The following is a 26497-nucleotide window of genomic DNA, read 5'->3' as shown; positions in this document are numbered from 1 at the left end:
TATGGTGGCGTTTAACTGGATGACAGCGTTGACCGGGGGGGCTTTGATTGGCCTTAGTGCAACCTTGCTTCTAGCCTTTAACGGTCGTATTGCCGGAATTAGCGGCATTGTCAATGGCGCGATCGCGTTTACCCGTTCAGAAATTTGGCGCTGGTTTTTTATCGCTGGTCTGTTGCTCGGAGGAGCGCTCTACGAATATGGATTGGCGACCCAGCCGACACCGACTTCTACCTTTTCCCCTAGCGCCATGATTATCGGTGGGTTTTTGGTCGGTTTTGGTACCCGCTTGGGCAGTGGTTGCACCAGCGGACACGGGGTCTGTGGGTTAGGACGGCTTTCAGGGCGATCGCTAGTGGCAGTTTTGGTTTTTTTGACGACTGGCCTGATCACGGTGTTTTTAACGCGCCATGTCATCCCTGGGTGAATTGACTGGCAAAAGCCTGAGGTGAAGTAAGAAGTAAGCTGACGATGAAACAAAATTTACTGGCTTTCGTTTCTGGCATGATCTTTGGTTTGGGGTTGGGCTGGTCGCAGATGATTGATCGCGATCGCGTGTTGAATTTCTTAGATATTACTGGCACCTGGGATCCAACCCTGCTGTTGGTGCTAGTCGGGGCGGTAGCTGTGACGGTGGTTGCTTTTCGCTTTGTGTTGCAGTTGCCCCATCCCCTGCTAGCGGAAAAATTTCACTTACCAACCCGCCTTGATGTGGACTGGTCGTTGGTGAGCGGAGCCGCTTTGTTTGGCGTTGGTTGGGGCATTGCTGGCTACTGTCCTGGCCCTGGTATCGTGGCACTGGTGTTGGGCAGTTGGAATCCGGTGATCTTTATGGCAGCTTTGCTAGCAGGCTCCCTAGCTAACAAAAAGCTAGCCGCTTGGTGGGCTAAGTCGCCTAGCGGTTCATGATCGGAGCCTGCCCGCCAGACAAAGTACCTGGGCGATGTTAATCAGCATCAATATCTAATAGCGCTAGCAACTGCTCTTCTGTTAGCTGGGTAATGTTGTGTTTTTCCGCTTTTTTAAGCTTGCCACCAGGGTTTTGCCCGACCACGATATAGTCGGTCTTCGCACTTGGCATTTTGTTGATGCGGCCACCTGCCTTTTGAATCAGTTCGCTGACTTGCTCATACCCTAAGAGGGTCAGGGTTCCGGTGAGAACGAAACTTTTATCTGCAATGGCGGCTTTGGCGGCAGTTGGCTTTGGTGCCGGAGTTGGCTGTTCGATCGCTTCAGGGGTGGCCATGCTGTCGTCGTCGGCGATCGCCGATTGGCTGGCGGCTTCAGTTTCCTCGGCTGTGCTCGGTTCTGGCGGGGGCGGCTCTGGGCGGTCTGCTGCTGTGTCGCTCCTCTCAGAAGAGTCTTCTGCTTCAGTTGCAGCCGTTGCTTCATCGGCTTCAGGGCTAACCTGGGTAGACGTGAGCTGCACTTGATCGGCTAGCCGCTGATTCTCTTGGGTAAGGGTTTGTACTTGGGCTTCCAAAGAGGCGACAACAGCTTGTCCGAGTTTGAGGGCTTCTTCTAAAGCGGCTTTGTCATGGTTGAGAGCCGCTAACTGCTGCTGTAGGGTTTGGCTGGCCTGATCGGATGTTTCAATTTGCTGAGTCAGCGTTGCCTGGGTCGCGCTCAAGGTGGCAAGTTGCTGCTGCTGCTGAGTGGCGGCGGCTTCTGCTTGCTCAAGGGCTTGGGTGAGCGATTGGTTTTCTTGCGCCAACTGGTCGGCTTGGGTTTGCAAAGTGGCGATCGCGGCTTTAGCCGTTTGGGCTTCTTGCTCGGCGCGATCGCGCCACTGAACGAGCTGGGTTTCTAGCTGTTCAATTTGTTGAGTGGCTTGTTGTTTGGCTTCACTGAGGGCTGCATTTTGCTGTTCAAGTTCGGTTTGCTGCTGTTGCCAGGTTGCTGCCTCTGCTTGAGCGGCTTGACTCGCTTGGGCGAGGCGATCGCGTTCTTGGCTGAGCGCCTGAATTTGTTGACTGAGTGAGGCAGAAGCAGCGCCATCGGCTTCTAAAGCCTGGGTAAGCTGATGGCGTTGCTGCTCTAGGGCTTGAATTTGAGTTTGAGATTCGCTAAGCCTGGATTCAGCCGCTGCCAGATCAGCTTGCAACTGCTTTTGCGTGTGAGTGAGGGTTTGTATCTGCTCAATTTGCTCAGCCGCAGCGGCCTGGGCGCTGTGCAGATCCTGTTGTAGCTGGTCTCGCTGGGTGGTAAGCGTTTGCTGCTGCTGCTGTAGCTCAGTGAAGGCAGTCTCGTTTTGCTGTGTGGACTGCTGTAAGCTAGAGTTTTCCTGGCTTAAGTGGTCGATCTGTTGCTGTAGGGTAGTGGCAGTTGCTTGGTGCTGGTTCAACTGATTTTCCAGGCTTTCTAGCTGCTGCTGCTGCGCTTGCTGAGCGATCGCGGCTTGCTGCTGCATCTGGTTGAAAGCGTCTGTTTGGGTTTGGGCAGTCGCTTGCAGCGTAGAGTTTTCTTGGGTTAATGCGTCGATCTGCCGCTGTAGATCATTGGCGGCGGCTTGGGCTTGCTGAAGTTCGGCTTCAAGCTCTGCTAAGCGTTGCTGCTGTTGCTGGGCATTGGTAACCTGTTGCTGTAGCGCTGCGATCGCTGTTTGGTTATCTTGCTGGGCTTGTTCTAGCTGGACTTTGGCCTGAGTGATTGAATCTAATTTTTGCTGTTCTTGCTGAGTAAGTTGGCGCTGCTGAGTCAGGTCGGTTTCTAACGTTTGCTTTTGGCTTTCTAGGTTAGCAATCTGAGTTTTGAGTTCAACCGCTTCTGCGTTAGCCTGTTGCAGCGTTTGACTAAGCGTCTCTCCGGTTTGAGTCAGGTCTGCTATTTGCGACTGTAGCGACTCAACCGTTGTTTTAGCTAGCTCCAGCGCTTCCTTTAAGTTTTGATTGTCCTGGTTGAGGGCGGCAACTTGGGACTGTAACGCCTGCTGCTGTTCTGCTTCTTGGGCAGCTTGGAGACGGTGGCGGCGATCGCGACGAATGCGCAAAAAAAGCAGCAGTGCAAAGGCAACAGCAATGCCAATCCATTCGTAATTTAGTTCATAGCTCATGGCTTGACTCCCTTGTTGACGGGGGTTTGCTCAGTCCAGCAACCCAGTGATGTTCAAGACTCTAGCCAGCGCTGCTCAACCCCTAATTAGACTTAGGTTTTTTATCATACGCGTTTAGCCCGTAACTGCACGTAATTGGTAACAGCCTGCAACAGTTACTCTTTTCTATGACGGTAGCCACCAGCGTTGAGACATTTCAATGGCTGCAAACCGCTGACAGAAAGCTTTCTTTCTGCTCTTTGCCCCCAGCTTTCTACCTTGAGCCATAGCAGCCATATTACATAGATAGGTTTCAACTACCCAAGCATGAAATAAACGGCAGGCGATCGCCCCCCGTCTGTATGCAGACGAATTGACCCATTGAACTTAGAGTAAACCAACCCGAAAACTAAGGTTCGCTGGGGGCTGCTGCCGGAGTCGGCTCAAACTGAAGTCTTAAAGGTTGCTCACCAAGCGCCTCAAGCTGCTGCTGCCGAAAGTTGAGCGCTTCGCTGCTGATGCTTTCTTGCTGGCGCTGGCGATACTCCGCCGTGTTCAGGTCGCCACTCAGATTGATGCGATGAATAATATCCAGTGGACTCAAAGACGAATCAGAAAACGGGTCGTTGCCGTCGTCACGGGTGCGAAAATCTTCTAGCGGATCGACCGTTGTTTCTATGTCTTGGGCGACTGCTTTGGGTGCCAGCGCGGCCATCCCCAAGCTGGTTAACCCTCCTGTTAGTGCCAAAGCAAGGTATGACCGAAAACGTGACATGGTTAAGCTCTCCTTCAATGTGGAAAATATTCGACGATAAACCCCAATGGGGACGATGTTTTCAGAAGAGGTGACGTTGCTCAAGCGAAAATTGCTCCCGCCAACAGTGGTGATTCTAAGCAATGCGACGGCGTAGCAAAGGCTGAATGAGCGTCAGGGCGATCGCACTAAAGCCAACTAAAATCACCAGAGACATTCCTAAACTAACGCTACCCCAAGGGGCTTGTAAGACTGGGCTGGCGAAACTCCAGCTTTCGTGCAAATAAAGGTAGCGAATGGGTTCGATCGCATAGCTTAAAGGATTAAGACTAGCCACTACCTGCAACCAACGGGGCATAAACGTAATCGGCACCAGAGCTGTGCTAGAAAACAGCAGCGGCAGGTTAGTCACGAAAATAACCGCGATCAGTTCAATGTGGCCGGGTAGGGCAAATGCCAAACCCAGGCTCAGCGCAGTAACCCCCAACACTAATGTAAATACGATCAGTGCCATTAGCATTAGTCCGGCAGCAGAGGGTAAACCCGCCCCTAAAAAAGCGCTGGCGATAACAATCGCCGCCGTTTGCACAAAACTCATAGCAGCGATAAATAAAGCTGAGGCAACCACAATTGAAAAGCGAGACGCCAGCGGCGCAACTAGCAAACGGTTGAGAAAGCCAAACTCGCGATCGAACATGACGGGCAACCCAGCGTTGAGTGCTCCAGCAAAGGCGGTAAAGACAATAATTCCCGCCCCTAAAAACTGCCCGTAGTTTTGACTTTCGCCAAACAGCCCTGCTGGAATATTTTGGAACAGGGCACCAAACAAAATCAGCCACATCAACGGTTGAATCACCCCAGCAATCAGGGTAGACGGGCGGCGCTGTAGCTGAATAAATAACCGCCGGGTGAGCGCTAGCGTTTCTTGAAGGAATTCAGCCGAAAACACACCCGGTAAAGACTGTTCAGCCGCGATCGCTGATGTTTTCCATTGTTGTAGTTCAGCATTAGCGATTGAAAGTGCTTCAGCACTGGCGTCATCGCGATTTTTGCTAGGGGTGATGGTGCTACTCATAAGCTTTTTGGGGCAACTAAGGGTTGATACAAAGGTTCAATGAATGGGAGCTGTTTTAGGAAACGCCTTTCATCTGTTGCTTGCGCTCGGCTTTGAGATCGCGGCTCCCCACAGCCGCCAGTTCGGCGTCGATCAAGGTGCGTCCGGTTGCCGCTAAGTAAACATCGTCTAAACTAGGGCGAGCCTGAGAAATGCCAAAAACGGGTAGGCCAGATTGCTTAAGCGCTTGCTGTACGTTGAGTAGCGCGTCTGATTGTGGGTCAACCACAAGGTTGAGAGAATTGCCCTGAGCCGGATTGACAATTACTTCTTGAACAAAGTCCAAAGGTTCGAGGAGCTGTCTGGCACTTTCAGCTTCATCGCCAGACGTAAACTCGCGAATACGCAGGGTAATACGATCGCCCCCCACTTTATCTTTGAGATCGCTAGGGGTTCCGGTAGCAATGACTTCACCGCGATCGATAATAGCAACGCGATCGGCTAGGGCATCAATTTCCTCTAAATAGTGGCTGGTAATTAATACCGTGGTGCCTGCGGCTTTGAGCTGTCGCAGAAATTGCCAGATGGCTGCTCGACTTTCAATGTCTAGACCGACCGTGGGTTCATCCAGCACCAGCACATCGGGTTGATGTAGCAAGCCAGCCGCTAAATCTAAGCGTTTACGCAGCCCCCCTGAGTAAGTACCTGTTTTTTGGTCGCCATAGGCTGCAATATCCAACAGCGCCAGCATTTGATCGATGCGAGCTTTGGCGACTTTGGCTGGGATGTGATAAAGCGCTGCTTGGAGCTGGAGCAGTTCTCGCCCGGTTAGCACTTTGTCTAAAGCCACCTCTTGGGCGATATAGCCCAAATACTGACGTGCCAAACGAGGTCGCTCTAAAACTGATACCCCGTTGACTTTTAGAATGCCTGCATCCGGCTTGGTCAGTGTGCAGAGGCAACGAATTGTGGTCGTTTTACCCGCTCCATTTGGCCCCAATAGCCCGAAGATTTCTCCGGGCTGAATGGACAAAGAGACTTGTTTGACGGCTTCGACAGTGCCGTATCGCTTTTGTAAACCTTGAATTTCAACCGCAGGAGACATAGCAGACGCCGTAGATTAAATCGCAGCTTTTATTAACTTAATACTATCGAAGTCATGCCGGATTTAGGGCGTCAGTGACAGCGATCCTGGTGGGTCAATCTGGCTTAGAGGCAAGCGAAGGCGGTGGCCAAAGCGTTGATTTGTGCCTGTCCTAAAGCAATTAGCTGATGGGTGATGGGCAAACTGTCAATCACTAAGCTGGCCGAAAGCAGCATCATGTAAAAAATGGAAAACTTAAACAGCGATCGCGCCCGTGTCAAATCTTCAGGCGTTTGCAAGAGCTGCCAAGCTTTTTTGAGAAACAAACTCCCTAGCCCCAGCGCCAGCGCACCGTACAAAGCCCCTGCAACGCCTAACGGATAAACCAGTAGCAAGGTCGTAGGAACCAATAGCAACGTGTAAATCCAGATTTGTTTGGCAGTGGCTTCATTGCCCACCACCACGGGCAGCATGGGAATACCAACTTTGGCATAATCGTCTCGAATCACCATAGCCAATCCCCAAAAATGCGGCGGTGTCCAGACAAAAACAATGGCAAAAATGACCCAAGCCGCCCAGCTCAAACTCCCCGTCACGGCGGCCCAGCCTACCAAAGGAGGAATTGCCCCCGCCGCACCCCCAATGACGATATTGAGTGAAGACGATCGCTTCAACCAGTGGGTATAGACCAACACATAAACCACGATGCCTGACAGCGCCAGACAAGCACTGAGCAAATTGGCAAAGGTGGTTAGCAGCGTGAAGGATAGCACCGCTAAAACAATGGCGAACAGCAGCGCGTCGCGAGCCTGCACTCGCCCTGATGGCATGGGTCGATGGCGGGTACGCTCCATGTCGTAATCAATATCTTGGTCATAGATGCAGTTGATCACCTGGGCTGAGGCGGCGGCTAAAGCTCCACTGAGCAGGGTAATCAGCAACAAAAACGGATCAACCTGTCCGTGAGCCGCTACCCACATACTGGCGGCTGTTTCAATCAGCAGTAGTGGAATAATTCTTGGTTTGGTTAATTGCCAGTAGCTTTTAAGGACTTGCCCTAGATTGTCGTGGCGGATGGCATTTGTCCAAGTTGTCAAATCTTGCATGAAATCATTCCTACCTAAGTTCATTCAGCGAAAAGCTGTTGTTGATCGTTGCAGGTGCAGGCTGCTGTTATCGGCACACAGGGTTAGATAAGCCTACGAGGCTGCTGTGACTTCAGCTTCAGAAGCGTTGAACTGAAGGGCGATCGCGCGATCGCGCCAAGCCAATACCGTAAAGCACACCAGCGTACCCAGCAAAACGGCTCCCATTGCTTGATGGGCAACTGTCAAGGGTTCAACCTGTAAATGCAGCCGAAAAGTAGCGATGCCGAGCAAAACTTGCAAGCCGACTAACGCCCCTGCGATATTAGCCAGTTGTCGTAGCCAGTGATTAAGGGCGGGTGTGCGCCAAGCTAGCCCTACTAGTAACACCGTCACGACCGTAGGCGGAACAACCCCAATAATGTGGCTGTTCATCACGCTGCAAAGCTGGTTGGCACCAAAGCACTGATGCGCAGCCCACCGAGAAGCCACCAAGCCCCCAAGCAGACTTTGCAGGTATACCAGAACCGCCGCTGTAAGGCTGATCCACGGCAGTTTGCCTACCGTACCAGTGCCTCGATAGGGCAACAAGGCAGTGCCCATAACCAGCAGCGTCATAAAAAATAGCAAGGCTGTGCCCAAATGAGCGGTGACAATGTCAAACCGCAGCAGTTGGGTCACGGTCAACCCACCTAAAACACCTTGAAACACAATTAGCAAGAGAGCTGCGCTAGCCCCCCAGGGCAACCAGCCAGGGAGTTGCTGTCGAAACCACAGGCAAAGGCCGCATAAGGCGATCGCCATCAACCCAATTAAAGCCGCATCTAAACGGTGAAACCATTCTAAAAAAACCTGTAAGTTCATCTGTTGCTGGGGAATGAGTTGCCCGTAGCACAGCGGCCAGTCTGGACAGGCGAGTCCGGCATTCATCACCCGCGTGGCGCTGCCGACAGCCATGAGCGCCAAAGTCGCGATCGCCATTTTCCAAATAAGACGCCGAATCCAGATTTGAGGCTGGTTTTGTGGTGCAGTTTTTTTAATTGAGTGAGCGGTGGAAAATCCAACGTTTGTTGTCAAGTTAGTCATGAATGCCTCGTTTTAGGGGGCAACAAAAAATTAGCAATGGTTAAAAATTCAGTGGATTTCAAGAGAACACTGTGCCGCTAGGGATGGAGTGCTTTTGACAAGCCACTTTTGCAGCAATACTGCCAGATGACTGAGTGCGCTACTTCAGATTTAGAGTCAAAAACTTTAAAAGCCTAAAAATCCACAGAAACGTTTTCGATTTCGACTTAAAAGTGCAGCATTTGTTACACTCTACAGCGCTCAGACTATTTACTCTTTGCCAGAGTAAATTCCGTCCCTCTCCCACTCTAATCAGGAAAAGCCAGATGTGTGGGTCGGATTTAGCCTTTGTAATGCTTGTTTTGGGAGGCAAAAGTTAGCCAGTCTGGCATACAGCCGTCTAGAATCCAACCTATTTGCTTATTTGATTAAGAAAAGTAAAGGTCAAGCCACGAAATCCTGGTTTTGGGCTAGCCAGATAGCGAAACTTTCTTAAGAAAAAACAAAAATAACCTTATATCTATCTGCAATTTCTGCCTATTTTGAATCGCTGTTTTAACGTAGTAAGAGAAAAGCAAGACATCAATTAGAAGTGAGGTATTTCTCGTCTGAGTCTAGCCTGTATCAGTTTTCTCTTTATAGAAGCGCCAGCAGGTTTCTTGCTTAGAAACTTTACTCTACAGGGCTGGCAAGGTGAGGTGGCTGAAAAGCTTTTGAGTGGCTCTAGGTAGCCTGCAATGTATGACGATAGCTAGCCGTACCGATACTTCCATTAGATTCTTAACGCTCAAGGGGTTTTAGTTAACAACCGTGAAGATTCCAAGCTCAATTCTCACGATGCTGGCGGGCATTTTTTTAACGCTTGCTAGCCTCTGGTACGGTCAAAACCACGGTCTGCTTCCTGTGGCAGCCTCAGCAGAAGCAGAGCTGGTGGATGGTCTATTCAATACAATGATGACGATTTCAGTGGGGTTGTTCCTCTTGGTTGAAGGGGCGCTAATCTTTGCTGCGATTCGCTTCCGCCGCCGTAAAGGGGATGAGGGGGACGGTGAGCACATTGAAGGTAACATTCCCTTAGAAATTCTGTGGACGGCGATCCCCGCTGTGATCGTTTTTGGCATCTCAGTTTACAGCTTTGATGTCTACACCCGCTTGGGGGGTCTAACGCCTATGGTTGAGGGCACTGAGCAGACGATTGAAGTGGCTTATGCGGGCGATGATGCTAGCCTGCCGATGCTAGGCGTGCCGCAAAAGGCTGCTCAGCTAGCCTCTAATTTAGGCATTGGCTCTAGTCCTGAACTCCAGGGCCGCGCACCGGATGTTTCCGTCAATGTGATGGCAGTTCAGTATGCTTTTGTCTTTACCTATCCCGATAGCGGTGTGGTTTCAGGAGAATTGCATGTACCTGTCAATAATTCGGTCAGACTCAATCTCCAAGCCCAAGATGTTCTCCATGCTTTTTGGCTACCGGAACTCAGAATTAAGCAAGACGTGATTCCAGGAACTGAGACTGAACTGGCTTTCACGCCCACGCGGGTTGGTACCTATCCCGTCATTTGTGCTGAGTTGTGCGGCCCTTATCACGGAGCTATGAAAACGCAGCTAATTGTGCAGTCGGCTGAAGACTATGGGGCTTGGGTTCAGTCTCAGGTTGCCCAGAGTCAGGGTAGTGACGCGATCGCGTCACTGCCAACAAGCGACCGCAGCGATACGGCCTACCTTGAAACGCTAGCAACTCCCCACGACCTCAAGGTAGACACGGCTGCGTTGTCTCACCTATCTCACCATCACGCCTTAGCCAGCGTCGCTGCTGATACGTTTTAGCAGTCCGCCAATAGAAAATATCCTTTCAAACCGTCTATGACACAGACAGAACTAAAAGATACGCAAGCACCGCTACCGTCTCCTCATAGTCATGAAGAAACGCGCAAGTGGACGGACTACTTCACCTTTTGTACTGATCACAAGGTGATTGGTATTCAATACCTGGTGACAGCCTTTGTTTTTTATCTCATCGGCGGCGTCTTTGCGACGGCTATGCGCACTGAGCTAGCAACCCCCGATCCAGATTTTGTCACACCCGATGTTTATAACGGCTTGCTGACGCTACACGGCACAGTCATGCTGTTTTTGTGGATTGTGCCTGCTGGGGCAGGTCTGGCCAACTATTTGATCCCGCTGATGATTGGGGCCAGAGATATGGCCTTTCCTAAGCTGAATGCGATCGCCTTTTGGATGATTCCTCCATCCGGTATTTTGCTGTTGAGCAGCTACTTTTTTGAGCCGCCTTCAGCAGGGTGGACGTCTTATCCGCCGCTGAGCCTCACGACTGGGCAAATTGGGGAAGGCATTTGGATTATGAGTATTTTGGTTGGTGGCACCGCTTCCATTTTGGGGGCGATCAACTTCCTCACCACCATGCTCAAAATGCGAGTGCCCAGTATGCCGCTAACCAAAATGCCGCTGTTTTGCTGGGCGATGCTGGCGACTTCGTTTTTAATCTTAATCAGTACGCCCGTGCTGGCTGGGGCTTTGATTTTACTGGCCTTTGACCTTTTGGCAGGCACTAACTTTTTCAATCCAACGGGTGGCGGCAATCCGATTGTCTACCAACATATGTTCTGGTTTTACTCTCACCCAGCGGTCTACATTTTTGTGCTGCCGTTGTTTGGGGCTATTTCAGACGTGATTCCAGTCCATGCCCGCAAGCCCATTTTTGGCTACCGGGCGATCGCTTATTCTAGTTTGGCCATTAGCTTTTTAGGTTTGATTGTCTGGGCGCACCACATGTTTACCAGCGGCACGCCCCCCTGGATGCGCATGTTTTTCATGATCACCACTATGGTGATTGCGGTGCCAACCGGGATTAAAGTTTTTGGCTGGGTGGCAACCCTGTGGCGCGGCAAAATTGATTACACCAGCGCTATGTTGTTTGCGATGGGATTTATTGCCACCTTTTTAATTGGCGGTATTAGTGGCGTCATGTTGGCAGCAGTGCCCTTCGACATTCACGTTCATGATACGTACTTTGTCGTGGCTCACTTCCACTACGTGCTATTTGGCGGAGCCGTGTTTGGCGTTTACATGGCGGTTTATCATTGGTTCCCCAAAATGACGGGACGAATGATGAACGAATTCTGGGGACGGGTACATTTCGTTCTCACCTTTATTGGCATGAATCTGACGTTTATGCCCATGCACGAACTAGGTATGCGGGGGATGAATCGTCGAATTGCCCTGTATGATCCTCAGTTTACGGATCTTAATATGGTGGCTACGATCGGTTCTTATATTTTGGCTGTCTCCACCATTCCCTTCATTATTAATGCGGTTTGGAGTTGGGCTTTTGGGCCAAAAGCACCTGCTAACCCCTGGCGGGCGCTAACCCTCGAATGGCAAACCACTTCACCTCCGATGATCGAGAATTTTGAGGAGCTACCAGTCTTAAAAACTGGCCCTTATGACTACGGTTTAGGCTATATTCCCGACCGCGATCCACCCGAACTCTATGGTGACGAAGTGCCTGCTTAGGAACGCAAGGTCTACTCTGTCTCCTCCATCTTTTCTGATTTTGAGTCCCTCACGTTCGTAGATTTGCTTATGCAAGGTTCAGCTGTTAATACCTCCGATGCTGTTGTGGGCGTCGCTCAAGAAAGCGCCGCCCATCATGAAGAACATCCTGATCATCGTATTTTTGGCCTCATTCTTTTTCTTGCGGCTGAGAGCATGATTTTTCTGGGTTTGTTTTCGGCTTATTTGGCGTTTCGGGTGGTAGCCCCAGAATGGCCGCCAGCAGGCACGCCTGAACTCGAGCTATTGTTGCCAGGGGTCAACACCTTAATTCTGATTTCTAGCAGTTTTGTCATTCACCAAGCCGATACTGCAATCAAAAAAAATGACGTCGCTGGTATGCAGCGTTGGTTTGGCATTACTGCTGCGATGGGCGCGATTTTCTTGGTAGGTCAGCTTTATGAATACAGCCATCTAGAATTTGGTTTGACAACCAATCTTTTCGCCAGCACGTTTTATGCGCTGACAGGCTTTCACGGTTTGCACGTTTTTGTGGGCTTGCTGCTGATGATTGCGGTGCTGTGGCGATCGCGTCGGGCAGGTCATTATTCCAGCGAAGAATATTTTGGCATTGAAGCTGCCGAACTTTACTGGCACTTTGTCGATGTCGTCTGGATTATTCTCTTTCTCCTGCTCTATATTCTCTAGTTAGACGCCTCGCCAATTCAGTTTGCGGTTGGGTGACCCTAACTCCGGCTTGGTTCGCGATCAAACCGCTGACACATTAACTGATTAGAGGTGCTTTTCAGCGCCTCTTTTTTATGGAGTTTGCTAAAAGCATGGGCAAGACTACCAGATTTTGATACAACTAATGGGCAAATTCCTATATCGACAGTTTTTTAGCATCTCAGGCTAGCGGCGTGAGCAATGCACCTAAACTGCCATTGATAGGCTGGCTCACAGCACTTCTTACGGAACCCTAAATGCATCAGCAGTCTCCTCTTAGCCCCTCTCAGCGAAGGCTAGCGCGTCGTCGGCGAGCGCATCTACGACGACAGAGACGTCTGTCTCAAATGAAGCGGTGGGGACGGTTTTCTATTTCTGGTGTGCTGCTGCTGGCGATCGCCACTTCTCTGTTAGAAGCGTTTAGTGCTGCCCGCAGCCAGCCGGAGTCTTCCCTGTTGCTACAACCTCAATTTCAGAAGACGCTGCGGGATCAAGAAGTTGGCTCCAAAGTCTCAGAACTCATTGGAGCCAACGGACGACCCCAGCTTTCGCCTTTGCCAATTGCCCAAGAAGTTTGGGAATGCGAAGTCGTGGTGGTGGGTGGCTCGCTAGGGGGCGTGGCGGCTGCCAGTCATGCTATGAACTCAGGCGCACGGACTTGCTTAATTGAGCTAACCCCCTGGCTGGGGGGGCAAATTAGTTCGCAAGGCGTCTCTGCGATCGATGAATCTCGTTCCATGCGGGCGCGGCGTAACTTTTCAGCCAGTTGGAATGCCTTTAAAGACTTGATTTTACAGCAGGTTGTAGATTTACCTACCTGGACGCGTCTGGCACCAGCCCGCGTCAGCGAACTTAATAGCTGCTGGGTCGGAGAGCTTTGTTTCCCTCCCAAGGCGGGGGCTGCGGCTGCTCAAAGCTGGCTGCAAACTAAGGCTTCTAAAGCTCCCGGTAGCCGTTGGGGAACTTCTATTGCCTTCAAAGGGGCTGCTTTTGACATTACCGGACGAAATATCACGGCTGTTTATGCCGTCAAACGTATTCCGAAAGCGCTAGATTATGTGCCCCATGGCCGCCTCTCGCGAGAACTGGTGAGCTGGTATTCTTGGTCGCCGGATGAAACCTTTGAAAAGGTGCCTATTCGGCTACAAGCGCCGCCCGGTAAAGAACTTATTGTGATTGATGCCACCGATACGGGGGAACTGGTGGGGTGGGCTAAAATTCCCCATGCGACGGGGTCAGACGCTCGCTCTCTAACCAAAGAGATCAACGCGCCTGAGCAAGGCAACCCTTACTGTACGCAGGGATATACCTTTCCGTTTGCGCTGGCCATTTTCAATGATGGTGGCGGTAGCCTAAAGCTGCTGGAGCGAGTGCAACCTGGCTATTCCCGCGAAGAACATCAGCGTTGGTTTGCGATGGAAGGCTTTCCCATGTTTGATCGCGGTAGTTTATTTAACTATCGCCGCATCGTCAGCACCTCTTATAGCGACCCGATGAAGGGGCCTTCTTCGCCCGGTGATATTAGCCTTATCAACTGGAACCGGGGCAATGACTGGGTTTGGATGGATCCACCGTTAATCCTCACAGATGAAAAAATTGATGCTTCCGGGCAACGGCAAAACTGGTTGGGAGGCTTAGATTTAGATTCTCTCCGCGAGGGAGAAAATCACGCTTTGCTGTTTTCAGAATGGTTGATTAAGCAGCAGTCTGCGAGAAACCTGCCGCTTGCTCATCTGGCAGGGCCAGATTCTCCGCTGGGTACATATTCGGGTCTGAGCATGTATCCCTATATTCGCGAGGGACGGCGCATTTTGGGTCGAACTGCCTACCAGCAACCGATGTTTATGATGCTGGAGTCAGATATTCGCGAGGATCTATCGGTGGGTCGCAATTTTGAACCAACGGCGATCGCGCTCACCCACTACGACGTTGATATACATGGCTGTCGCTATCGCAATCAAGAAGAAACAGGAGAAGCGGCTGGTGCTAGTGTCAAAGAATTTGTTGTCCGTCCGGTACAGCTACCGCTAGAGAGTTTGATTCCGCAGGGGGTTGATAATTTGCTAATAGGCGGCAAAGCGATCGCTGTCAGCCATATCGTCAATGCGGTGACCCGTGTTCATTACGGCGAGTGGAGTGCGGGCGCGGCAGCGGGCGCCACAGCGGGCTGGCTGGTGAGTACAGGGGAATCCGATCTAAAGGCGGCTGATATTGTTGCTCAAAATCGTATAGCTGAATTACAGGCTCATCTCCAAAGCCAGGGACTGCGTTTTGACTGGTAAGAATCCGTTTAAGCAGAGCGATCAATGGCACAATATTAGCCAACGCTTTACTGAACTGGACGCATGACCACACAAATCACTTTGAACTTATTAGAAGGCTCAGTTCGGTTTAACTTTTCGCCAGAAGCCGCTCAAACGCTCAAAGCTGCCTTGGCTGAACTGATGGTTAGTCTCAAAGCGATCGCAACGGCTAAGTCCGGTGCAGGCAACAAACCCAAGCCAGAGCAGCCCCTTGAATATCAGCATACAGGGGACGTTTTTTTAGAGGTCTTTTGCAACCCCAATATTTGGCCCACACCTTTTGCTGCCAAGCTACTGGTAACGCTCCGAGACGATCGCATTCGTTTGACCACAGAAGCTGAACTCACCCGAATTTTGGAAGATCTCAACCAGTATCTGGAGCAAACGGCCTAAGGCCAAGCAACTCTGAAAGAACCAATATACAATCAAGGCAACGGTTCATTAGCCTGTTTGAGGGCTGGTTCAACTTTGCGACCCGTCTTCGACTAAAGAAACAGTGTTGTTTTTGAGCATATCCACTTTATGAACTCTGATAGCTTTACCGAACTGCTGCAAAAAAGTTTTCGTATTGCTTTGGGGGCAACAGCCACTCTGGTTGAAGCTGTCCAAGATCCAGCCAAACAAAGCGAAAAATTTTCTGAAATCAACGGTGACTGGAATCGCCTGAGCGAAGATTTAGAAACTAAAGGTACCGTTGCTGAGCAAGAAGCTCGTCGGCTAGTCGATAGCATGATGGCACAAGTGCCCAGCCCTTTCAATTCGCCTACCGCTTCGCCTCACCCCTCAACCACGGTTAGCACCGTTAACATGCCTAAGGTAGAGGTGGGTTTGCAGTCAGAGCTTGAAATGCTGACACAAGAGCTAGAAGTTATTCGCCAAGAAATTGAACAACTCAAAGGTTCGTCAGATAGCTAATAGGCCGAGTGCAAGCTTCAGCCTTAAAGCCTAACAAACCTCCAAACCAAAAGCGCACTCAACTAGGAGTGCGCTTTTGGCTAAACGAGCAAATTTGCTGAATCAAGCTGCTTTTAGTAAGCATCTTGAAGCTCATAAAAGTCAGGCGAGATGTAATCCTTACGCAGCGGCCAACCTATCCAATCTTCGGGCATGAGTAGCCGCTTTAAATTGGGATGGCCTTCATAGATAATGCCGTACATATCATAGCTTTCGCGCTCTTGCCAGTCGGCAGATTTCCAAATCCAGTAGACTGACGGCACTTTAGGATTGTCACGCGGTAAGAAAACTTTGATGCGCACCTCTTCTGGGCGATCGCCATTATCTTCTAGCTTGATGAGATGATAAAAGCTGACCAACTCTTCCCCTGGGCCAATATCATAAGCGCCTTGGCACTGTAGATAGTTAAACCCATAGGCATAGAGTGCCGTCGAAAACGGAATTAAAAACTCTGGATCAACCTTAATCATCTCGATGCCGAGGTGATCAGGTTCTAGAATTTCATGGTCAAAGCCTTGCTCCGTTAGCCACTTAGAAACTTTGCCCGCTTCAACTAGTTCGCCTGGGGCGTCAGCAACTTGCTTTTCTGCTTCACTCATGAGCGCTAGGTTCCTTTTCTGCCTGCATTTCAGCTAAATCCTCAACCGGGGCACCGATCGCTTCCATCAGTTCCTGCGGCGGCGCTTGTCGAGTGCCAGCGCGCAGATACTGGCCTGTCAAAATGGGATCTACAGGCTTTAGATTATGGGTGGTGGTGTAATACCGATGGGTTTGCTGCGTATAGCCCCGCTCTTGAATCGATTCGTTGGCCACCTTTTTGCGTAGTTTGATAATGGCGTCAATAATCGCTTCTGGCCGGGGCGGGCACCCAGGAATATAAACATCTACCGGGATTAGCTTATCAACCCCACGCACCGCACTGGGAGAATCGGTGCTAAACATGCCACCCGTAATCGTACAGGCTCCCATAGCGATGACGTACTTGGGATCAGGCATTTGCTCATAAAGTCTGACTAAAGCAGGAGCCATTTTCATGGTGATGGTTCCTGCTGTGATAATCAAATCTGCCTGACGCGGACTAGAGCGTGGCAAAAGCCCAAAGCGGTCAAAGTCAAACCGCGACCCAATTAAGGCAGCAAATTCAATAAAGCAGCAAGCTGTGCCATAGAGTAGCGGAAATAAACTAGACAATCGTGTCCAGTTGTAAAGGTCGTCTAATGTGGTCAAGATCACATTTTCAGAGAGATCTTGCGTGACAGCAGGTTGACCTGCCGGGTTCATCAACCGCTCATCTGGTTTGAGTAGCGGATTGGAGGAAAGTGTATTTGAATTCATGACCATTCTAAAGCTCCTTTACGCCATGCATAGACCAAGCCAATAACCAGGATTGCGATGAAGATGAGAGCCTCTACAAAGGCTAGCAACCCCAATCGGCTGAAGGCAACTGCCCAGGGATAAAGGAAAACAGTTTCTACGTCAAAAATGACAAACACCAGGGCAAACATGTAATAACGAATGTTGAACTGAATCCAAGCACCCCCAATTGGCTCCATTCCAGACTCATAGGTGGTTCGACGAACGGGACCACGACTAGCAGGCCGCAGTAGCTTAGAGGCGGTTAATGCCAAGACAGGGATTAACCCACAAATAATCAGAAATCCTAGAAAGTACTCGTAACCGGTTAGAACAAACACGGTGCCATGCTCTCTGAACAGATCAATAGGTAATGTTACTCGCCTTTACCATTCTATAGTGCATTTTCCTCGAATACTGAGCCGAGGGTATGAAATACTGGCAACTTGAAGCGCGGGCTAATGGCGATCGCAGCCAATTTCAGGTGCCCTCAAAAGTTTGCCTTAGAACACCGAGAAGAAAACCCTCGATATGTCATAATCTTTAACAGTTGTTCTCATATTTAGATGAGTTACTGCTAGCTCATCTCTAGCCTTGGGCAGAAAAATCTGCGTTTAGAGCGTATTTAGGAAAGGATTCATGAGCACCGAGCCGGAAGTCAACGTCAGTGCTGCGCCGTCTGATCCTCAGCCGGATCAGGCTAGCACCGTGCAAGCGCCAGGGCCAAAGCCGTCAGATCGCTATGAATGTCGTGCCTGCGGTTACGTTTATGAACCTGCTAAAGGAGACAACAAAGCCGAGATTGCAGGTGGTACACCCTTTGCAGAACTGCCTTCTAACTGGCGCTGCCCTGTATGCGGAGCGCGTAAGCCTCAGTTTGAAAACATTGGGCCTGTCGGCAAGCCCTCTGGTTTTGAAGAAAACTTAGGCTATGGCCTAGGGGTCAATACGTTAACGCCTGGACAAAAAAGCCTGCTTATTTTTGGCGCTTTAGGGTTAGCTTTTTTATTTTTTCTCAGCCTTTATGGCTTGCGCTAGAGCTTTCAGCTCCAGCCGTCACCTTCTTCTCAATAGCATCGATTTCTCCAAATCCTCGACATAGTTCACTTATTTCATATTCATGGCAATGCAGTTCACTCTGGGGTCTTTCAAAAAGCTGGTTGTCGTCATAGCGATCGCTTTAATGACTGCTAGCTGCTCTGGATACTTTTTACCCTCTTTGGAAAAAAATCCTTGGCAGGTACTTCAGCTTTCTACCGAAGCCACCTTTTCTGATATTGCCTTCACGGGTGATGGTAGCCACGGCTGGCTAGTGGGCAACTACTCGACGCTGCTAGAAAGTCGCGATGGGGGCGAAACGTGGGAGCCACGTCAGCTTGATCTCGATGACAAACGCTATACTTTCACCTCGGTCAGCTTTGACGGTAGAGAAGGTTGGATTACAGGCCAGCCCAATCTGCTGCTGCACACTGAAGATGAAGGCAATACCTGGTCGAGGATTCCACTGAGTGAAAAATTACCCGGTAGTCCCTTTTTGATTACTGCGTTGGGAACCGATGCCGCTGAGATGGCAACTGATATTGGCGCTATTTACGTTACCGAAAATGGCGGTCGTAACTGGAAGGCTCTGGTTGAAGGGGCTGTTGGCGTTGTCCGCAATATGTCTCGTTCTCAAGATGGCCGCTACATTGCCGTTTCATCTCGCGGTAATTTCTACTCCACCTGGCAGCCTGGGCAGCGCACCTGGCAGCTTCACAACCGCGAAAACTCTAGACGCCTGCAAAATATGGGGTTTGGCAAGCAAAGTGATTTGTGGTTAATTGCTCGGGGCGGCCAGCTACAGTTTTCAGCTTCCGAGGATGTAGAAGACTGGCAAGACCCCATTAATCCAGAATTTTCTACAAGCTGGGGGCTTTTAGATCTGGCTTATCGCACTGGCAACGAGATTTGGGTTGCTGGCGGTGGCGGCAACCTCTTGTGCAGCCAAGACGGGGGTAAAACCTGGCTCAAAGATCGGCAATTAGAAAACGTTCCCTCTAATTTTTATCGGATTATCTTTTTGTCGGATAACCGGGGATTTGTTCTGGGTCAGCGTGGTATTTTGCTAAAGTACGGTAACGCGGCAGAGACAGCATAAGCTGTTGAGTAAGCGTACGTTTAATCGGATTCTTGTAGGGATAGAAGCTGTTCCGTATGATGGAATAGTAAATAGATAAATTGCTGTTAGAGGAGATCATTCGATGGCAGGTACAACTGGAGAACGACCATTTTCAGATATTATTACCAGCATTCGTTACTGGGTAATTCACAGCATTACCATTCCTGCACTTTTCATTGCAGGCTGGCTATTTGTAAGCACTGGTTTGGCTTACGACGTGTTTGGAACGCCGCGTCCTAACGAGTATTATCCCAACAATCGCATGGAACTACCCATCGTCGATGATCGCTACGATGCCAATCAAGAAATTCAACGTTTTCAGAACCAATAGCTTTGTTTTTTTCGTTTAGTAGATTAGGTTTCTCAAATGAATAGCAATACTTCTAACGAGCCAGTTACTTATCCCATCTTTACCGTTAGATGGTTGTCAGTACACGCGCTTGCAGTTCCCAGCGTTTTCTTTCTGGGAGCTATTGCGGCAATGCAGTTTATTCAAAGATAGGAGAACTTCGTGGATCGCAATCAAAACCCTAACAAGCAGCCTGTAGAGTTGAACCGAACCTCGCTTTATCTTGGGTTGCTGCTCGTGTTTGTTCTCGGATTGCTGTTCTCTAGCTACTTCTTTAACTAGAGAATGTCATTTTTGATAGCCATTTAGTTTAATTAATCTTTTGGAGGTGTGCGGTGGGTCAAAGTGGAAGAATTCCTCTGTGGATCGTAGCTACAGTTGCTGGGACTGGTGTACTCGTTGTGGTGGGTCTTTTCTTTTATGGTGCTTACGCTGGCGTAGGTTCGGCGATGTAGCAACCTGAGTTTTTTAAGCCAGTCTCTTTTGATCAACAAAAAGCACCGCTGATTCAGCGGTGCTTTTTAGTGTGGCCTCCTGATTGAGTTGAGCCGCTAAAAACGACAGTTGCTTAAAACTGGCTTTAGCGGTTAAGCGGCATCTTCTTGCTCAATATAGAGAAACAAAAATGCCATTGCCACAGCCGGAAAGACGATGCCGACTATAGGAACCAGAACGGAAGGAAGAAAAGAAGCTGCCATACAGATTTCCTATCTCAACACAAATTATTACGTCATCAGATTACTGCGAATTGGCTCAGAATGCTTAAATTCTTCTACAAACTTTGCGCAATGCTGGGCGATCGCACTCGCTCGGCAGTAATGGCAGCGATCGCTGGACTGACCTGTCTAAACGTCAAACTCGTCTAGCGAAGTGTCAATCAGGTTGGCTGGTAAAATCGAGCGATCTACCGTTACTCGCTCACTTTCTCGCTGGCTCACAACGTCTACTGCGATCGCTGCAAAGCGAGCTTCTAGGCATCCTTGGGGAGCTGGCAGGCGCAGCGTTGTAGACATATAACCCTGCCCATCCGGATCAAAAGACATCAGCCATCGGGGGTTATCCACCAAGGCGCGTGTCTGCAAATCGCTCGTCCAAAACTTAACACACAGGCGCTCAGGGGTAACGGGAAGCGTGACTTCAATCGAAACAAGTTCACCTGCAATCAAGTGACCTGTCGGTACTTTTAGGCGGGGAACGGGAACGGGGGGTAGCTCAGCTAGTTTGCTAGCCTCTGATCTGTGATCTGCCCCTAGTGAACGTTCAGATGAAGGGGCAGCAGGTTCAGCAGCGTCGTAAACCACAAATTCGTGCGGGGAACCTGTTTCCAGAGAGAAGCTAATAGGCTCCGCCTCAACGGGGGGTGGAACAGCTTCATCGTCCGTGGCTAAGGCTGCCTCTGTGGCCTCAATAGCAGATTGAACTTCTTGAGCTGCTTTGTGGCCGTCTAGCGCGAAAGCACTGAGCCGCGACCAAAATCGATCTTGCAAGTTTAAAGACTGAAAGGCCACATCCACTAGAGAGGATTCTGATTCTGAACTCTCGTCCTCGATGGCTAAATCTAAACTCGCTTCCGCTGCAAACTCAATTTGCTCAGCCTCGGCAATCAAATCGGCATCGGCATCGGCTTCATCGACAGTCACAGTTTCCATCTGTTCTGAGGGGGCTGCCGCTAAATCTGCCTCAGGTAGATCTGCATCGGGAACTGTGCTGTCTAGGGCTGAACTGACTGCTGGCTCAAACTCAACCGTGGAAATTGACTGGTCAACCGTGTCTATAAGTGGCTCCACGCTGGGGGCAACTTCTGAAGACACAGCTAGTTCCCCTTGAGGCGCAATCAGTGGAAGAGAGGGTAATACCGGCGAGTGGCTGATAGCTGTCTCTGGATCTTCTACCAGCGGATCATAAATTTGAGGCGGTAAAAACATCCCCATCGCAGGCAAAAAGAGAGGTTTGCTGTTTTTGGTCACTGCACTGGGTAGGCGTACCGGAGCCTTGACCTTTTGGGGTTCTGCTACTGAAGTCTCGTCTGGGGCTGTTTCCTGGGCTGCTGAGAGAGGAGTTTCTAGCGGTAGGTGCCACTGGTCGGGATCTTGCAGATATTCCCCCTGGTCGGCGACTGTTTCTAACAGGTTATCTAGCATGGCGGCAATGGTAAAAGCCTGGTTCGCCAAAATGATTGACCCCTCAGCAGCTTGCAGCGTCAACTCCGCCAAAATGAGATGGGTTTTGAGAGCCGCAGACAACTTGACTTCAACGGTCAAATCAGTGGGTAAAGGCTGAACCGACAGCGATCGCTGAATTGTGTCTAGCACTGCCGAAGTCTGAGGATTGCGCAAAACCAGTTTTAGCTCACTTGGCGGCAACTCAGAAAAGGCGTCTGTTTGACTTGCTTGGATGCAAATCTGTAAAGTCAAGGGCTGACGGGCACGTACCAGGTAAGTCGGCTGGTCAAGGCTAATTTGAAAAGGCAGGGGATGATTGGCTGATGGGGAAGCCAGAGGAGCGATTGGCTGAGGCGTCTCAGGTGGCTCAGCCGGAGTCAGCATATCGCTGAAGACATCTCCCATTAGCTGCTCAGCCATTTTTTCTAAGTCGGAGATATCGGTTGCAGAGCTTGTTGTCAGCGTATCTGCTGCCTGGGCTGCTTGCTCAGCCATTGATGAATTGTCTGAACTCGCTGTAACAACCAGATCAAAGCTAGCTTCAGTTGCTGCGTGAGCTGCAAGCATGTCTGTAAGCGCCAGCGGTTCTGAGCTAGCAATCACCTTGTCGGCAGCAACCGTTTCCTGATTTGCGACAGGTGACCAGTCAGCTTCCCAATCGTCTATTTCATCACTGCTAGGCGGTAGAACCTGAAATTGGATGTTGTGCTGCCAGCTATCACCCATGAGGTCATTTAACGGATCGCCACCCATACAGCGAATTTCCCAGGTGCCGGCATGAAGTTGGGTAAAAGGCATCACAACCATCAAGCCGTCTTGATTGGTTTTGCCTTGCCGTTTAAGAACTCGACGCTTGGGCGGAATTTCTTCTAACAGCAGTTGGCTAATCCGAACTTCGACCGTAGCGTTTGCCTGACTACCATGAGCCATCAGACGATAGCGGCCTTCTAAAATTTCAACTTCAGCAGATTCTAGTGGTAACCAGGTGCGATCGCCCTCTTTCTGCAGTAGAAACTCCCAATATTCCATAGCTCAATCCCTTTGGGGATGCTAGCGACCTTAATCCATGCAGTATAGCCGTCATCTGAGCGGCTGCGGCAGAAACCGACAAATCCCTTAACGCTGGTTGGCGACCGGGCAGGCGGTTGCCTGCCGTTAGCGTCAGGGCTTGTATCAGCGCTGACCTAGCTGCTGTAGCCGAACTTTAGCCGACACATACAGCGGCAACTGATAGTGCTCCGAAATTAACCACATCACAAGCAGTAGATGGCACAAGAGGGTCAAACCCGCCCAAATAGCTGGTAGCTGAGCGGCTGGCGTACCGGGCAGGGGTGGAAAAAGGTGAGAAGACAACCAGACCAATCCGGTGGGAAATCCAATCAAAGCCAATCCCACAATCCAGATGATTAAAGTCAGATTCCAATTATCTTGATTGACGCCTCGCCAGGTGTGGCCTTTCCAACGCCAGCTCATTGGCTGAGCGCTATCAACCACCTGTACCGTCTGGTTTTGCAGATTAACCGTAAAAATATGGCGGCAAAAGTCGCAGGCAAAGGCGTCCATCAGCGTTAGCGCCTCAATATGGCCGTGCCGACAAACGGGGCAAAGATAGCGACCCTTCAGGCTCAAAATAGACGCTCCTGAAGCCGCCTGCATCTGTTGTTCGCTCTTGTCTAAAGGTGCAGATGAACTCATAGACCCTATCGTCTGCGAGAGTTTTGGCCTGAGAGAATGCCTAACGAGCCTGAGCTAATGTGGCTCCTCCCACTGTTTTAACGTATTCACGGCCAGCTTGTTCCAAAATGACTATTGGATCTTGGCCTGCTGTCCACTCCACCCGACTAATGCGTACCTGACCATTTGCTAGATAGTCGCCTACTTGAACATAGCGTCCTGTTTCTGCTTGTGGTTCTTGTACCAAGATGCTGACTTGATCAGCTAACTGCATTACACCTGAAATTTGAATGGCTGCTGCTGCTGTAGCGTTGGTAGCGGTTGTGATGGGGACGCCAAGGGGAATGTTGGCGATCGATAGCGTGGGTAATTCAGGCGGGAGGGGCAATGAGGCTAGGGGAGTACGATTGGGGGGAGTCGGCAACGGTTGAGTGGCTACGGGGGTAGGAGGTTGGACGGGCTGCGGAACTTGAGCGGGCTGGGTGGCAGTTGTTATGCCGGGTGAAGGGGGGACTGGGGTTGAGATATTTTGAGTTGGGGAGGGCGTTACCAGAGGCCGTGATGGAATAAACGGAGAAATGAAGGGATCGCTGCGGCCAGTTGAAATCGTAGGTAGTCGCTCGGCGACAGGCGTAGCCTTTAAAAGAGTGGTCTTAGCTGTAGCAAAAAACTGGGGCGATCGCCCGACACTTTTCTGAGCAAAATTGTTGGGTAGCGGCTTTAGCCGAGCAGGAGTCGTAGATAGATTAGCCGATTTGCTGGCAGATTGCTGCTGCGATCGCTGCCAGTAGCCTGCCACACTGCCTACACTGATAGCCACCGCGATCGCGGCAGCTAGCCAGGTTGTCCTAGTCGATAGTTTCTTCATAAGCTAATCCCCACAATTCTCAAACAGGATAGCCAATTCTAGAGCGATCAGATCACTGAGTTTGAGAAAAGACAGGTGAGGACTTAAAAAAACGCCAAATTTTAGCGATCGCCAAGAGCCGCATTAGGTTTGCTGGGGCAGGACAGCTTTTCAGAGCTTGAGGTTTGTAGCTGTAATAGCAGCGCATCTGCCTCGGCCAGTAAGTGCAGCAGTTCTACTTGATGATCGGCTTGAAACGGATATTGCTTGACCTCAATCCAGCAGATTCGCTCATCTTCCTGAACAGGAGACTTGACCTCTAAATCAGAAGATTGGGGGGCAGTTTTAGATACATTCATCTTAGAGACAGCTAGGAATTTCTACCTAGTGAGAGCGTCAACCTATTTTACACTACGCTTTATACAAAAATCGTAACAGCAGTCAACCCTCACCTTAGACTGGCTATGCCAGCTTCCGAATCGGCTACAGCAGCAGTGGCTGATTCGCTTAGATCAAGGACACGGTAGACTTAAAGGACAGATTTTTCGCTAAGGGCGTTTCAGCAATTTTTCAGACCAGCAGCGTGTGAAATGAGAACATAACAGCTAGAGGCTAACAATCTTGTATTCTGACTGTTGGATTCTGTTCTGGCGTTCAGGCTGAGGAGATACTCGTCCCCCTAAAAAACTGAGGACTCCAAGTTTACCGCAGTGATCCAAATTCTTTATTGATTCAACCCCGAAGTACCCGTGACTCTCAGTCTCAATCCTAATCAGCTACTGGATAACAACCTTTCGCCTCAACAGCCTCCGATTGCGCTTAATCGCTGGCCAGGTTTGATTCAGGCTTATCGGTCTTATTTGCCCGTTAGCGAGCAAACCCCCGTCGTCACCCTGTTAGAAGGAAACACGCCGTTGATTCCGGTTCCTACAATTGCTGCTCGTATTGGCAAGTCTGTACAGGTTTTTGTCAAATACGACGGCTTGAATCCAACCGGCAGCTTTAAAGACCGGGGCATGACTATGGCCATTTCTAAGGCTAAAGAAGCTGGAGCCGAAGCCGTGATTTGTGCCAGCACAGGGAACACCTCAGCGGCGGCGGCGGCTTATGCGCTTCGAGGCGGGTTGCGAGCTTTTGTCGTCATCCCAGATGGCTACGTGGCTCTTGGTAAGCTGGCTCAGGCTTTGCTCTATGGTGCTCAGGTGCTAGCTATTCGCGGAAATTTTGACCAAGCTTTAGCGATGGTACGCCAAAGTGCTGAGCGATATCCGGTAACGTTGGTCAATTCGCTAAATCCTTATCGGCTAGAGGGGCAAAAAACGGCAGCTTTTGAAGTGGTTGATGCTTTGGGGCAGGCACCCGACTGGTTGTGTATTCCGGTGGGTAATGCTGGCAATATTACGGCCTATTGGATGGGATTTTGTGAGTATCACGCTCAAGGACTGTGCGATCGCTTACCGCGCATGATGGGGTTTCAGGCAGCGGGGGCGGCTCCAATGGTGACTGGAGAACCCTGTCCCCATCCTGAAACATTGGCTACGGCTATTCGCATCGGTAATCCTGCTAATCGCGATCGCGCGTTGGCGGTACAGGCAGCTAGCCAAGGTGCTTTTAACGCCGTCACTGACGAAGAAATTTTAACGGCTTACCGTCTGCTGGCTGCTGAAGAAGGCATCTTTTGTGAACCTGCTAGTGCGGCATCTGTAGCGGGTTTGCTTAAAGTAAAAGATCAAGTACCAGCAGGCGCTACCGTTGTTTGTGTTTTGACGGGTAACGGCTTAAAAGATCCAGACGCCGCTATCAAGCACAGCCACAATCAGGTACATCAAGGCATTGAGCCAAATTTAGCCAGCCTAGCTGCTGCTATGGGCTTTTAATCGCCGTTTTCTCCGGCGGCACTGGCTGGTGTAGGGGATGCGGCAGACTCCCTAGCCAGCATATCGATGGTGTCCCCCAAAGCCATCGTTAGACTTTGTCGAGTTTGAGTATGTTCGGTTTTTTCAGTTTGCAGCGCTTGCTTAAGGCGATCGCACTGGGCTAAAGCGGCGATAAGTTGCTGACGGAGCTTGGCCGCATCTGCAATTTGACTTACCTGTTGCTCAATCTCAGCAGCATTTTGCGGCTGAGACCAATCAGGTTGTTGCTGCAGGCGCAGGAGTTCTTGCTGTAAAGCTTTGTTTTTTTCCTGCAGTTGCTGAACGGCGCTACGACGCTGCTGCGCTTCAGTTTCGTAAAGCTGCCGCCAGTTAGCGGCACTTTTGTAAGCTGCATCTCGCTCCTTTAGCGTATCTGCTAGCTGCCGCTGCAAGTTTCTAATTTCAGTCAGCCACTGGGTTACATTGCCTGTCATGCCAGAAAATTAATCTTTAACTGCAACAAAACAACACAGGG

Annotated in this window: 30 protein-coding genes; 15 read left to right on the top strand and 15 right to left on the bottom strand. The window is 50.3% G+C overall.

All coding sequences use genetic code 11. The annotated features are described in order from the left end of the window. The first annotated feature begins 1 nt into the window (after position 1). Positions 2-424 (top strand): YeeE/YedE family protein, encoded by a 423-nt coding sequence (locus ACTS3T_RS18275; RefSeq protein WP_377963423.1) that lies wholly within the window; start codon positions 2-4, stop codon positions 422-424. 44 nt (positions 425-468) lie between these two features. Then, positions 469-906 carry a DUF6691 family protein gene (locus tag ACTS3T_RS18270; RefSeq protein WP_377963425.1) on the top strand — a complete coding sequence of 146 codons (438 nt, stop codon included), beginning with the start codon at positions 469-471 and terminating at the stop codon, positions 904-906. Positions 907-943: 37 nt separating this feature from the next. On the opposite strand, the gene ACTS3T_RS18265 is transcribed toward ACTS3T_RS18270, so the two are convergent. The 6 genes from ACTS3T_RS18265 to ACTS3T_RS18240 form a co-directional block, all read right to left on the bottom strand. Beyond that, the gene (locus ACTS3T_RS18265) at positions 944-3049 is read right to left on the bottom strand and encodes a BRCT domain-containing protein (RefSeq protein ID WP_377963427.1); all 2106 of its coding nucleotides are present in this window, start codon (positions 3047-3049) and stop codon (positions 944-946) included. A gap of 388 nt (positions 3050-3437) precedes the next feature. Then, complete coding sequence (locus ACTS3T_RS18260; protein ID WP_377963429.1) at positions 3438-3803, bottom strand: hypothetical protein; 366 nt, start codon at positions 3801-3803, stop codon at positions 3438-3440. Positions 3804-3918: 115 nt separating this feature from the next. Continuing rightward, positions 3919-4857, bottom strand: a complete 939-nt coding sequence (locus ACTS3T_RS18255) for an ABC transporter permease (RefSeq protein WP_377963431.1) — start codon at positions 4855-4857, stop codon at positions 3919-3921. 55 nt (positions 4858-4912) lie between these two features. Continuing rightward, complete coding sequence (locus tag ACTS3T_RS18250) at positions 4913-5941, bottom strand: ABC transporter ATP-binding protein (RefSeq protein WP_377963433.1); 1029 nt, start codon at positions 5939-5941, stop codon at positions 4913-4915. 104 nt (positions 5942-6045) lie between these two features. Next, positions 6046-7026: a heme o synthase gene (locus tag ACTS3T_RS18245; protein ID WP_377963435.1), complete on the bottom strand. Its 981-nt coding sequence runs from the start codon at positions 7024-7026 to the stop codon at positions 6046-6048. A 93-nt stretch (positions 7027-7119) separates the two neighbouring features. Beyond that, positions 7120-8091 (bottom strand): COX15/CtaA family protein, encoded by a 972-nt coding sequence (locus tag ACTS3T_RS18240; RefSeq protein WP_377963437.1) that lies wholly within the window; start codon positions 8089-8091, stop codon positions 7120-7122. Positions 8092-8880: 789 nt separating this feature from the next. On the opposite strand from ACTS3T_RS18240, the gene ACTS3T_RS18235 reads away from it, so the two are divergent. The 6 genes from ACTS3T_RS18235 to ACTS3T_RS18210 all read left to right on the top strand — a co-directional run bounded on the left by ACTS3T_RS18235 (position 8881) and on the right by ACTS3T_RS18210 (position 15524). Then, on the top strand, positions 8881-9894 hold the full coding sequence (locus tag ACTS3T_RS18235; RefSeq protein ID WP_377963439.1) for a cytochrome c oxidase subunit II: 1014 nt from the start codon (positions 8881-8883) through the stop codon (positions 9892-9894). 36 nt (positions 9895-9930) lie between these two features. Further along, on the top strand, positions 9931-11601 hold the full coding sequence (ctaD, locus tag ACTS3T_RS18230; protein ID WP_377963441.1) for a cytochrome c oxidase subunit I: 1671 nt from the start codon (positions 9931-9933) through the stop codon (positions 11599-11601). A 69-nt stretch (positions 11602-11670) separates the two neighbouring features. After that, entirely contained in the window at positions 11671-12288 is a 618-nt protein-coding gene (locus ACTS3T_RS18225; RefSeq protein ID WP_377963443.1) for a cytochrome c oxidase subunit 3, read from the top strand. A 275-nt stretch (positions 12289-12563) separates the two neighbouring features. Beyond that, on the top strand, positions 12564-14588 hold the full coding sequence (locus ACTS3T_RS18220; RefSeq protein ID WP_377963445.1) for an FAD-dependent oxidoreductase: 2025 nt from the start codon (positions 12564-12566) through the stop codon (positions 14586-14588). 63 nt (positions 14589-14651) lie between these two features. Beyond that, positions 14652-15002 (top strand): hypothetical protein, encoded by a 351-nt coding sequence (locus ACTS3T_RS18215; RefSeq protein WP_377963447.1) that lies wholly within the window; start codon positions 14652-14654, stop codon positions 15000-15002. Between the two features lie 129 nt (positions 15003-15131). Next, positions 15132-15524 (top strand): hypothetical protein, encoded by a 393-nt coding sequence (locus ACTS3T_RS18210; protein ID WP_377963449.1) that lies wholly within the window; start codon positions 15132-15134, stop codon positions 15522-15524. Positions 15525-15637: 113 nt separating this feature from the next. On the opposite strand, the gene ACTS3T_RS18205 is transcribed toward ACTS3T_RS18210, so the two are convergent. Genes ACTS3T_RS18205 through ndhC form a run of 3 tightly spaced genes read right to left on the bottom strand, consistent with a single transcriptional unit; the run spans position 15638 to position 17257 of the window. Beyond that, positions 15638-16162 carry an NAD(P)H-quinone oxidoreductase subunit J gene (locus ACTS3T_RS18205; protein WP_377963451.1) on the bottom strand — a complete coding sequence of 175 codons (525 nt, stop codon included), beginning with the start codon at positions 16160-16162 and terminating at the stop codon, positions 15638-15640. Continuing rightward, positions 16155-16898: a photosynthetic/respiratory NAD(P)H-quinone oxidoreductase subunit K gene (ndhK, locus tag ACTS3T_RS18200; RefSeq protein WP_462935321.1), complete on the bottom strand. Its 744-nt coding sequence runs from the start codon at positions 16896-16898 to the stop codon at positions 16155-16157. The genes ACTS3T_RS18205 and ndhK overlap by 8 nt, the downstream gene beginning before the upstream one ends. Continuing rightward, positions 16895-17257 (bottom strand): photosynthetic/respiratory NAD(P)H-quinone oxidoreductase subunit C, encoded by a 363-nt coding sequence (gene ndhC / locus ACTS3T_RS18195; protein WP_462935320.1) that lies wholly within the window; start codon positions 17255-17257, stop codon positions 16895-16897. Before ndhC ends, ndhK begins: the two co-directional genes overlap by 4 nt. A 298-nt stretch (positions 17258-17555) precedes the next feature. On the opposite strand from ndhC, the gene ACTS3T_RS18190 reads away from it, so the two are divergent. The 6 genes from ACTS3T_RS18190 to ACTS3T_RS18165 all read left to right on the top strand — a co-directional run bounded on the left by ACTS3T_RS18190 (position 17556) and on the right by ACTS3T_RS18165 (position 19878). Next, positions 17556-17954, top strand: a complete 399-nt coding sequence (locus tag ACTS3T_RS18190) for a rubredoxin (protein ID WP_462935319.1) — start codon at positions 17556-17558, stop codon at positions 17952-17954. A gap of 82 nt (positions 17955-18036) precedes the next feature. Beyond that, on the top strand, positions 18037-19053 hold the full coding sequence (locus ACTS3T_RS18185; RefSeq protein ID WP_462935318.1) for a photosynthesis system II assembly factor Ycf48: 1017 nt from the start codon (positions 18037-18039) through the stop codon (positions 19051-19053). Between the two features lie 103 nt (positions 19054-19156). Beyond that, complete coding sequence (gene psbE, locus ACTS3T_RS18180; RefSeq protein WP_462935317.1) at positions 19157-19405, top strand: cytochrome b559 subunit alpha; 249 nt, start codon at positions 19157-19159, stop codon at positions 19403-19405. Between the two features lie 36 nt (positions 19406-19441). Further along, complete coding sequence (psbF, locus tag ACTS3T_RS18175; protein WP_346289320.1) at positions 19442-19576, top strand: cytochrome b559 subunit beta; 135 nt, start codon at positions 19442-19444, stop codon at positions 19574-19576. Positions 19577-19585: 9 nt separating this feature from the next. Then, positions 19586-19705 carry a photosystem II reaction center protein L gene (locus tag ACTS3T_RS18170; RefSeq protein ID WP_462935316.1) on the top strand — a complete coding sequence of 40 codons (120 nt, stop codon included), beginning with the start codon at positions 19586-19588 and terminating at the stop codon, positions 19703-19705. A gap of 53 nt (positions 19706-19758) precedes the next feature. Next, positions 19759-19878 (top strand): photosystem II reaction center protein J, encoded by a 120-nt coding sequence (locus ACTS3T_RS18165; protein ID WP_462935315.1) that lies wholly within the window; start codon positions 19759-19761, stop codon positions 19876-19878. A gap of 132 nt (positions 19879-20010) precedes the next feature. Here the strand turns inward: ACTS3T_RS18165 and psaI are convergent, their stop codons facing one another. The 5 genes from psaI to ACTS3T_RS18140 form a co-directional block, all read right to left on the bottom strand. Beyond that, on the bottom strand, positions 20011-20121 hold the full coding sequence (psaI, locus tag ACTS3T_RS18160; protein WP_462935314.1) for a photosystem I reaction center subunit VIII: 111 nt from the start codon (positions 20119-20121) through the stop codon (positions 20011-20013). A 147-nt stretch (positions 20122-20268) separates the two neighbouring features. Next, the gene (locus ACTS3T_RS18155; RefSeq protein ID WP_462935313.1) at positions 20269-22614 is read right to left on the bottom strand and encodes a hypothetical protein; all 2346 of its coding nucleotides are present in this window, start codon (positions 22612-22614) and stop codon (positions 20269-20271) included. 144 nt (positions 22615-22758) lie between these two features. Next, positions 22759-23280, bottom strand: coding sequence for a hypothetical protein (locus ACTS3T_RS18150; RefSeq protein ID WP_462935312.1), 522 nt, complete (start codon positions 23278-23280; stop codon positions 22759-22761). 40 nt (positions 23281-23320) lie between these two features. Continuing rightward, positions 23321-24127 carry a hypothetical protein gene (locus ACTS3T_RS18145; RefSeq protein WP_462935311.1) on the bottom strand — a complete coding sequence of 269 codons (807 nt, stop codon included), beginning with the start codon at positions 24125-24127 and terminating at the stop codon, positions 23321-23323. Positions 24128-24228: 101 nt separating this feature from the next. Continuing rightward, complete coding sequence (locus tag ACTS3T_RS18140) at positions 24229-24465, bottom strand: hypothetical protein (RefSeq protein WP_462935310.1); 237 nt, start codon at positions 24463-24465, stop codon at positions 24229-24231. A gap of 420 nt (positions 24466-24885) precedes the next feature. Here ACTS3T_RS18140 and thrC point away from each other — a divergent pair, with 420 nt between their 5' ends. Next, complete coding sequence (gene thrC / locus ACTS3T_RS18135) at positions 24886-25983, top strand: threonine synthase (protein WP_462935323.1); 1098 nt, start codon at positions 24886-24888, stop codon at positions 25981-25983. On the opposite strand, the gene ACTS3T_RS18130 is transcribed toward thrC, so the two are convergent. Further along, complete coding sequence (locus ACTS3T_RS18130) at positions 25980-26456, bottom strand: hypothetical protein (protein ID WP_462935309.1); 477 nt, start codon at positions 26454-26456, stop codon at positions 25980-25982. The genes thrC and ACTS3T_RS18130 overlap by 4 nt on opposite strands. Positions 26457-26497 lie beyond the last annotated feature (41 nt).

Source organism: Almyronema sp., from assembly GCF_052168255.1.
Classification (GTDB): Bacteria; Cyanobacteriota; Cyanobacteriia; order Phormidesmidales; family Phormidesmidaceae; genus Sphaerothrix; species Sphaerothrix epifaneia.
Note: the sequence above shows the minus strand (reverse complement) of the source record. Positions and strands in the feature narration are given on the sequence as shown.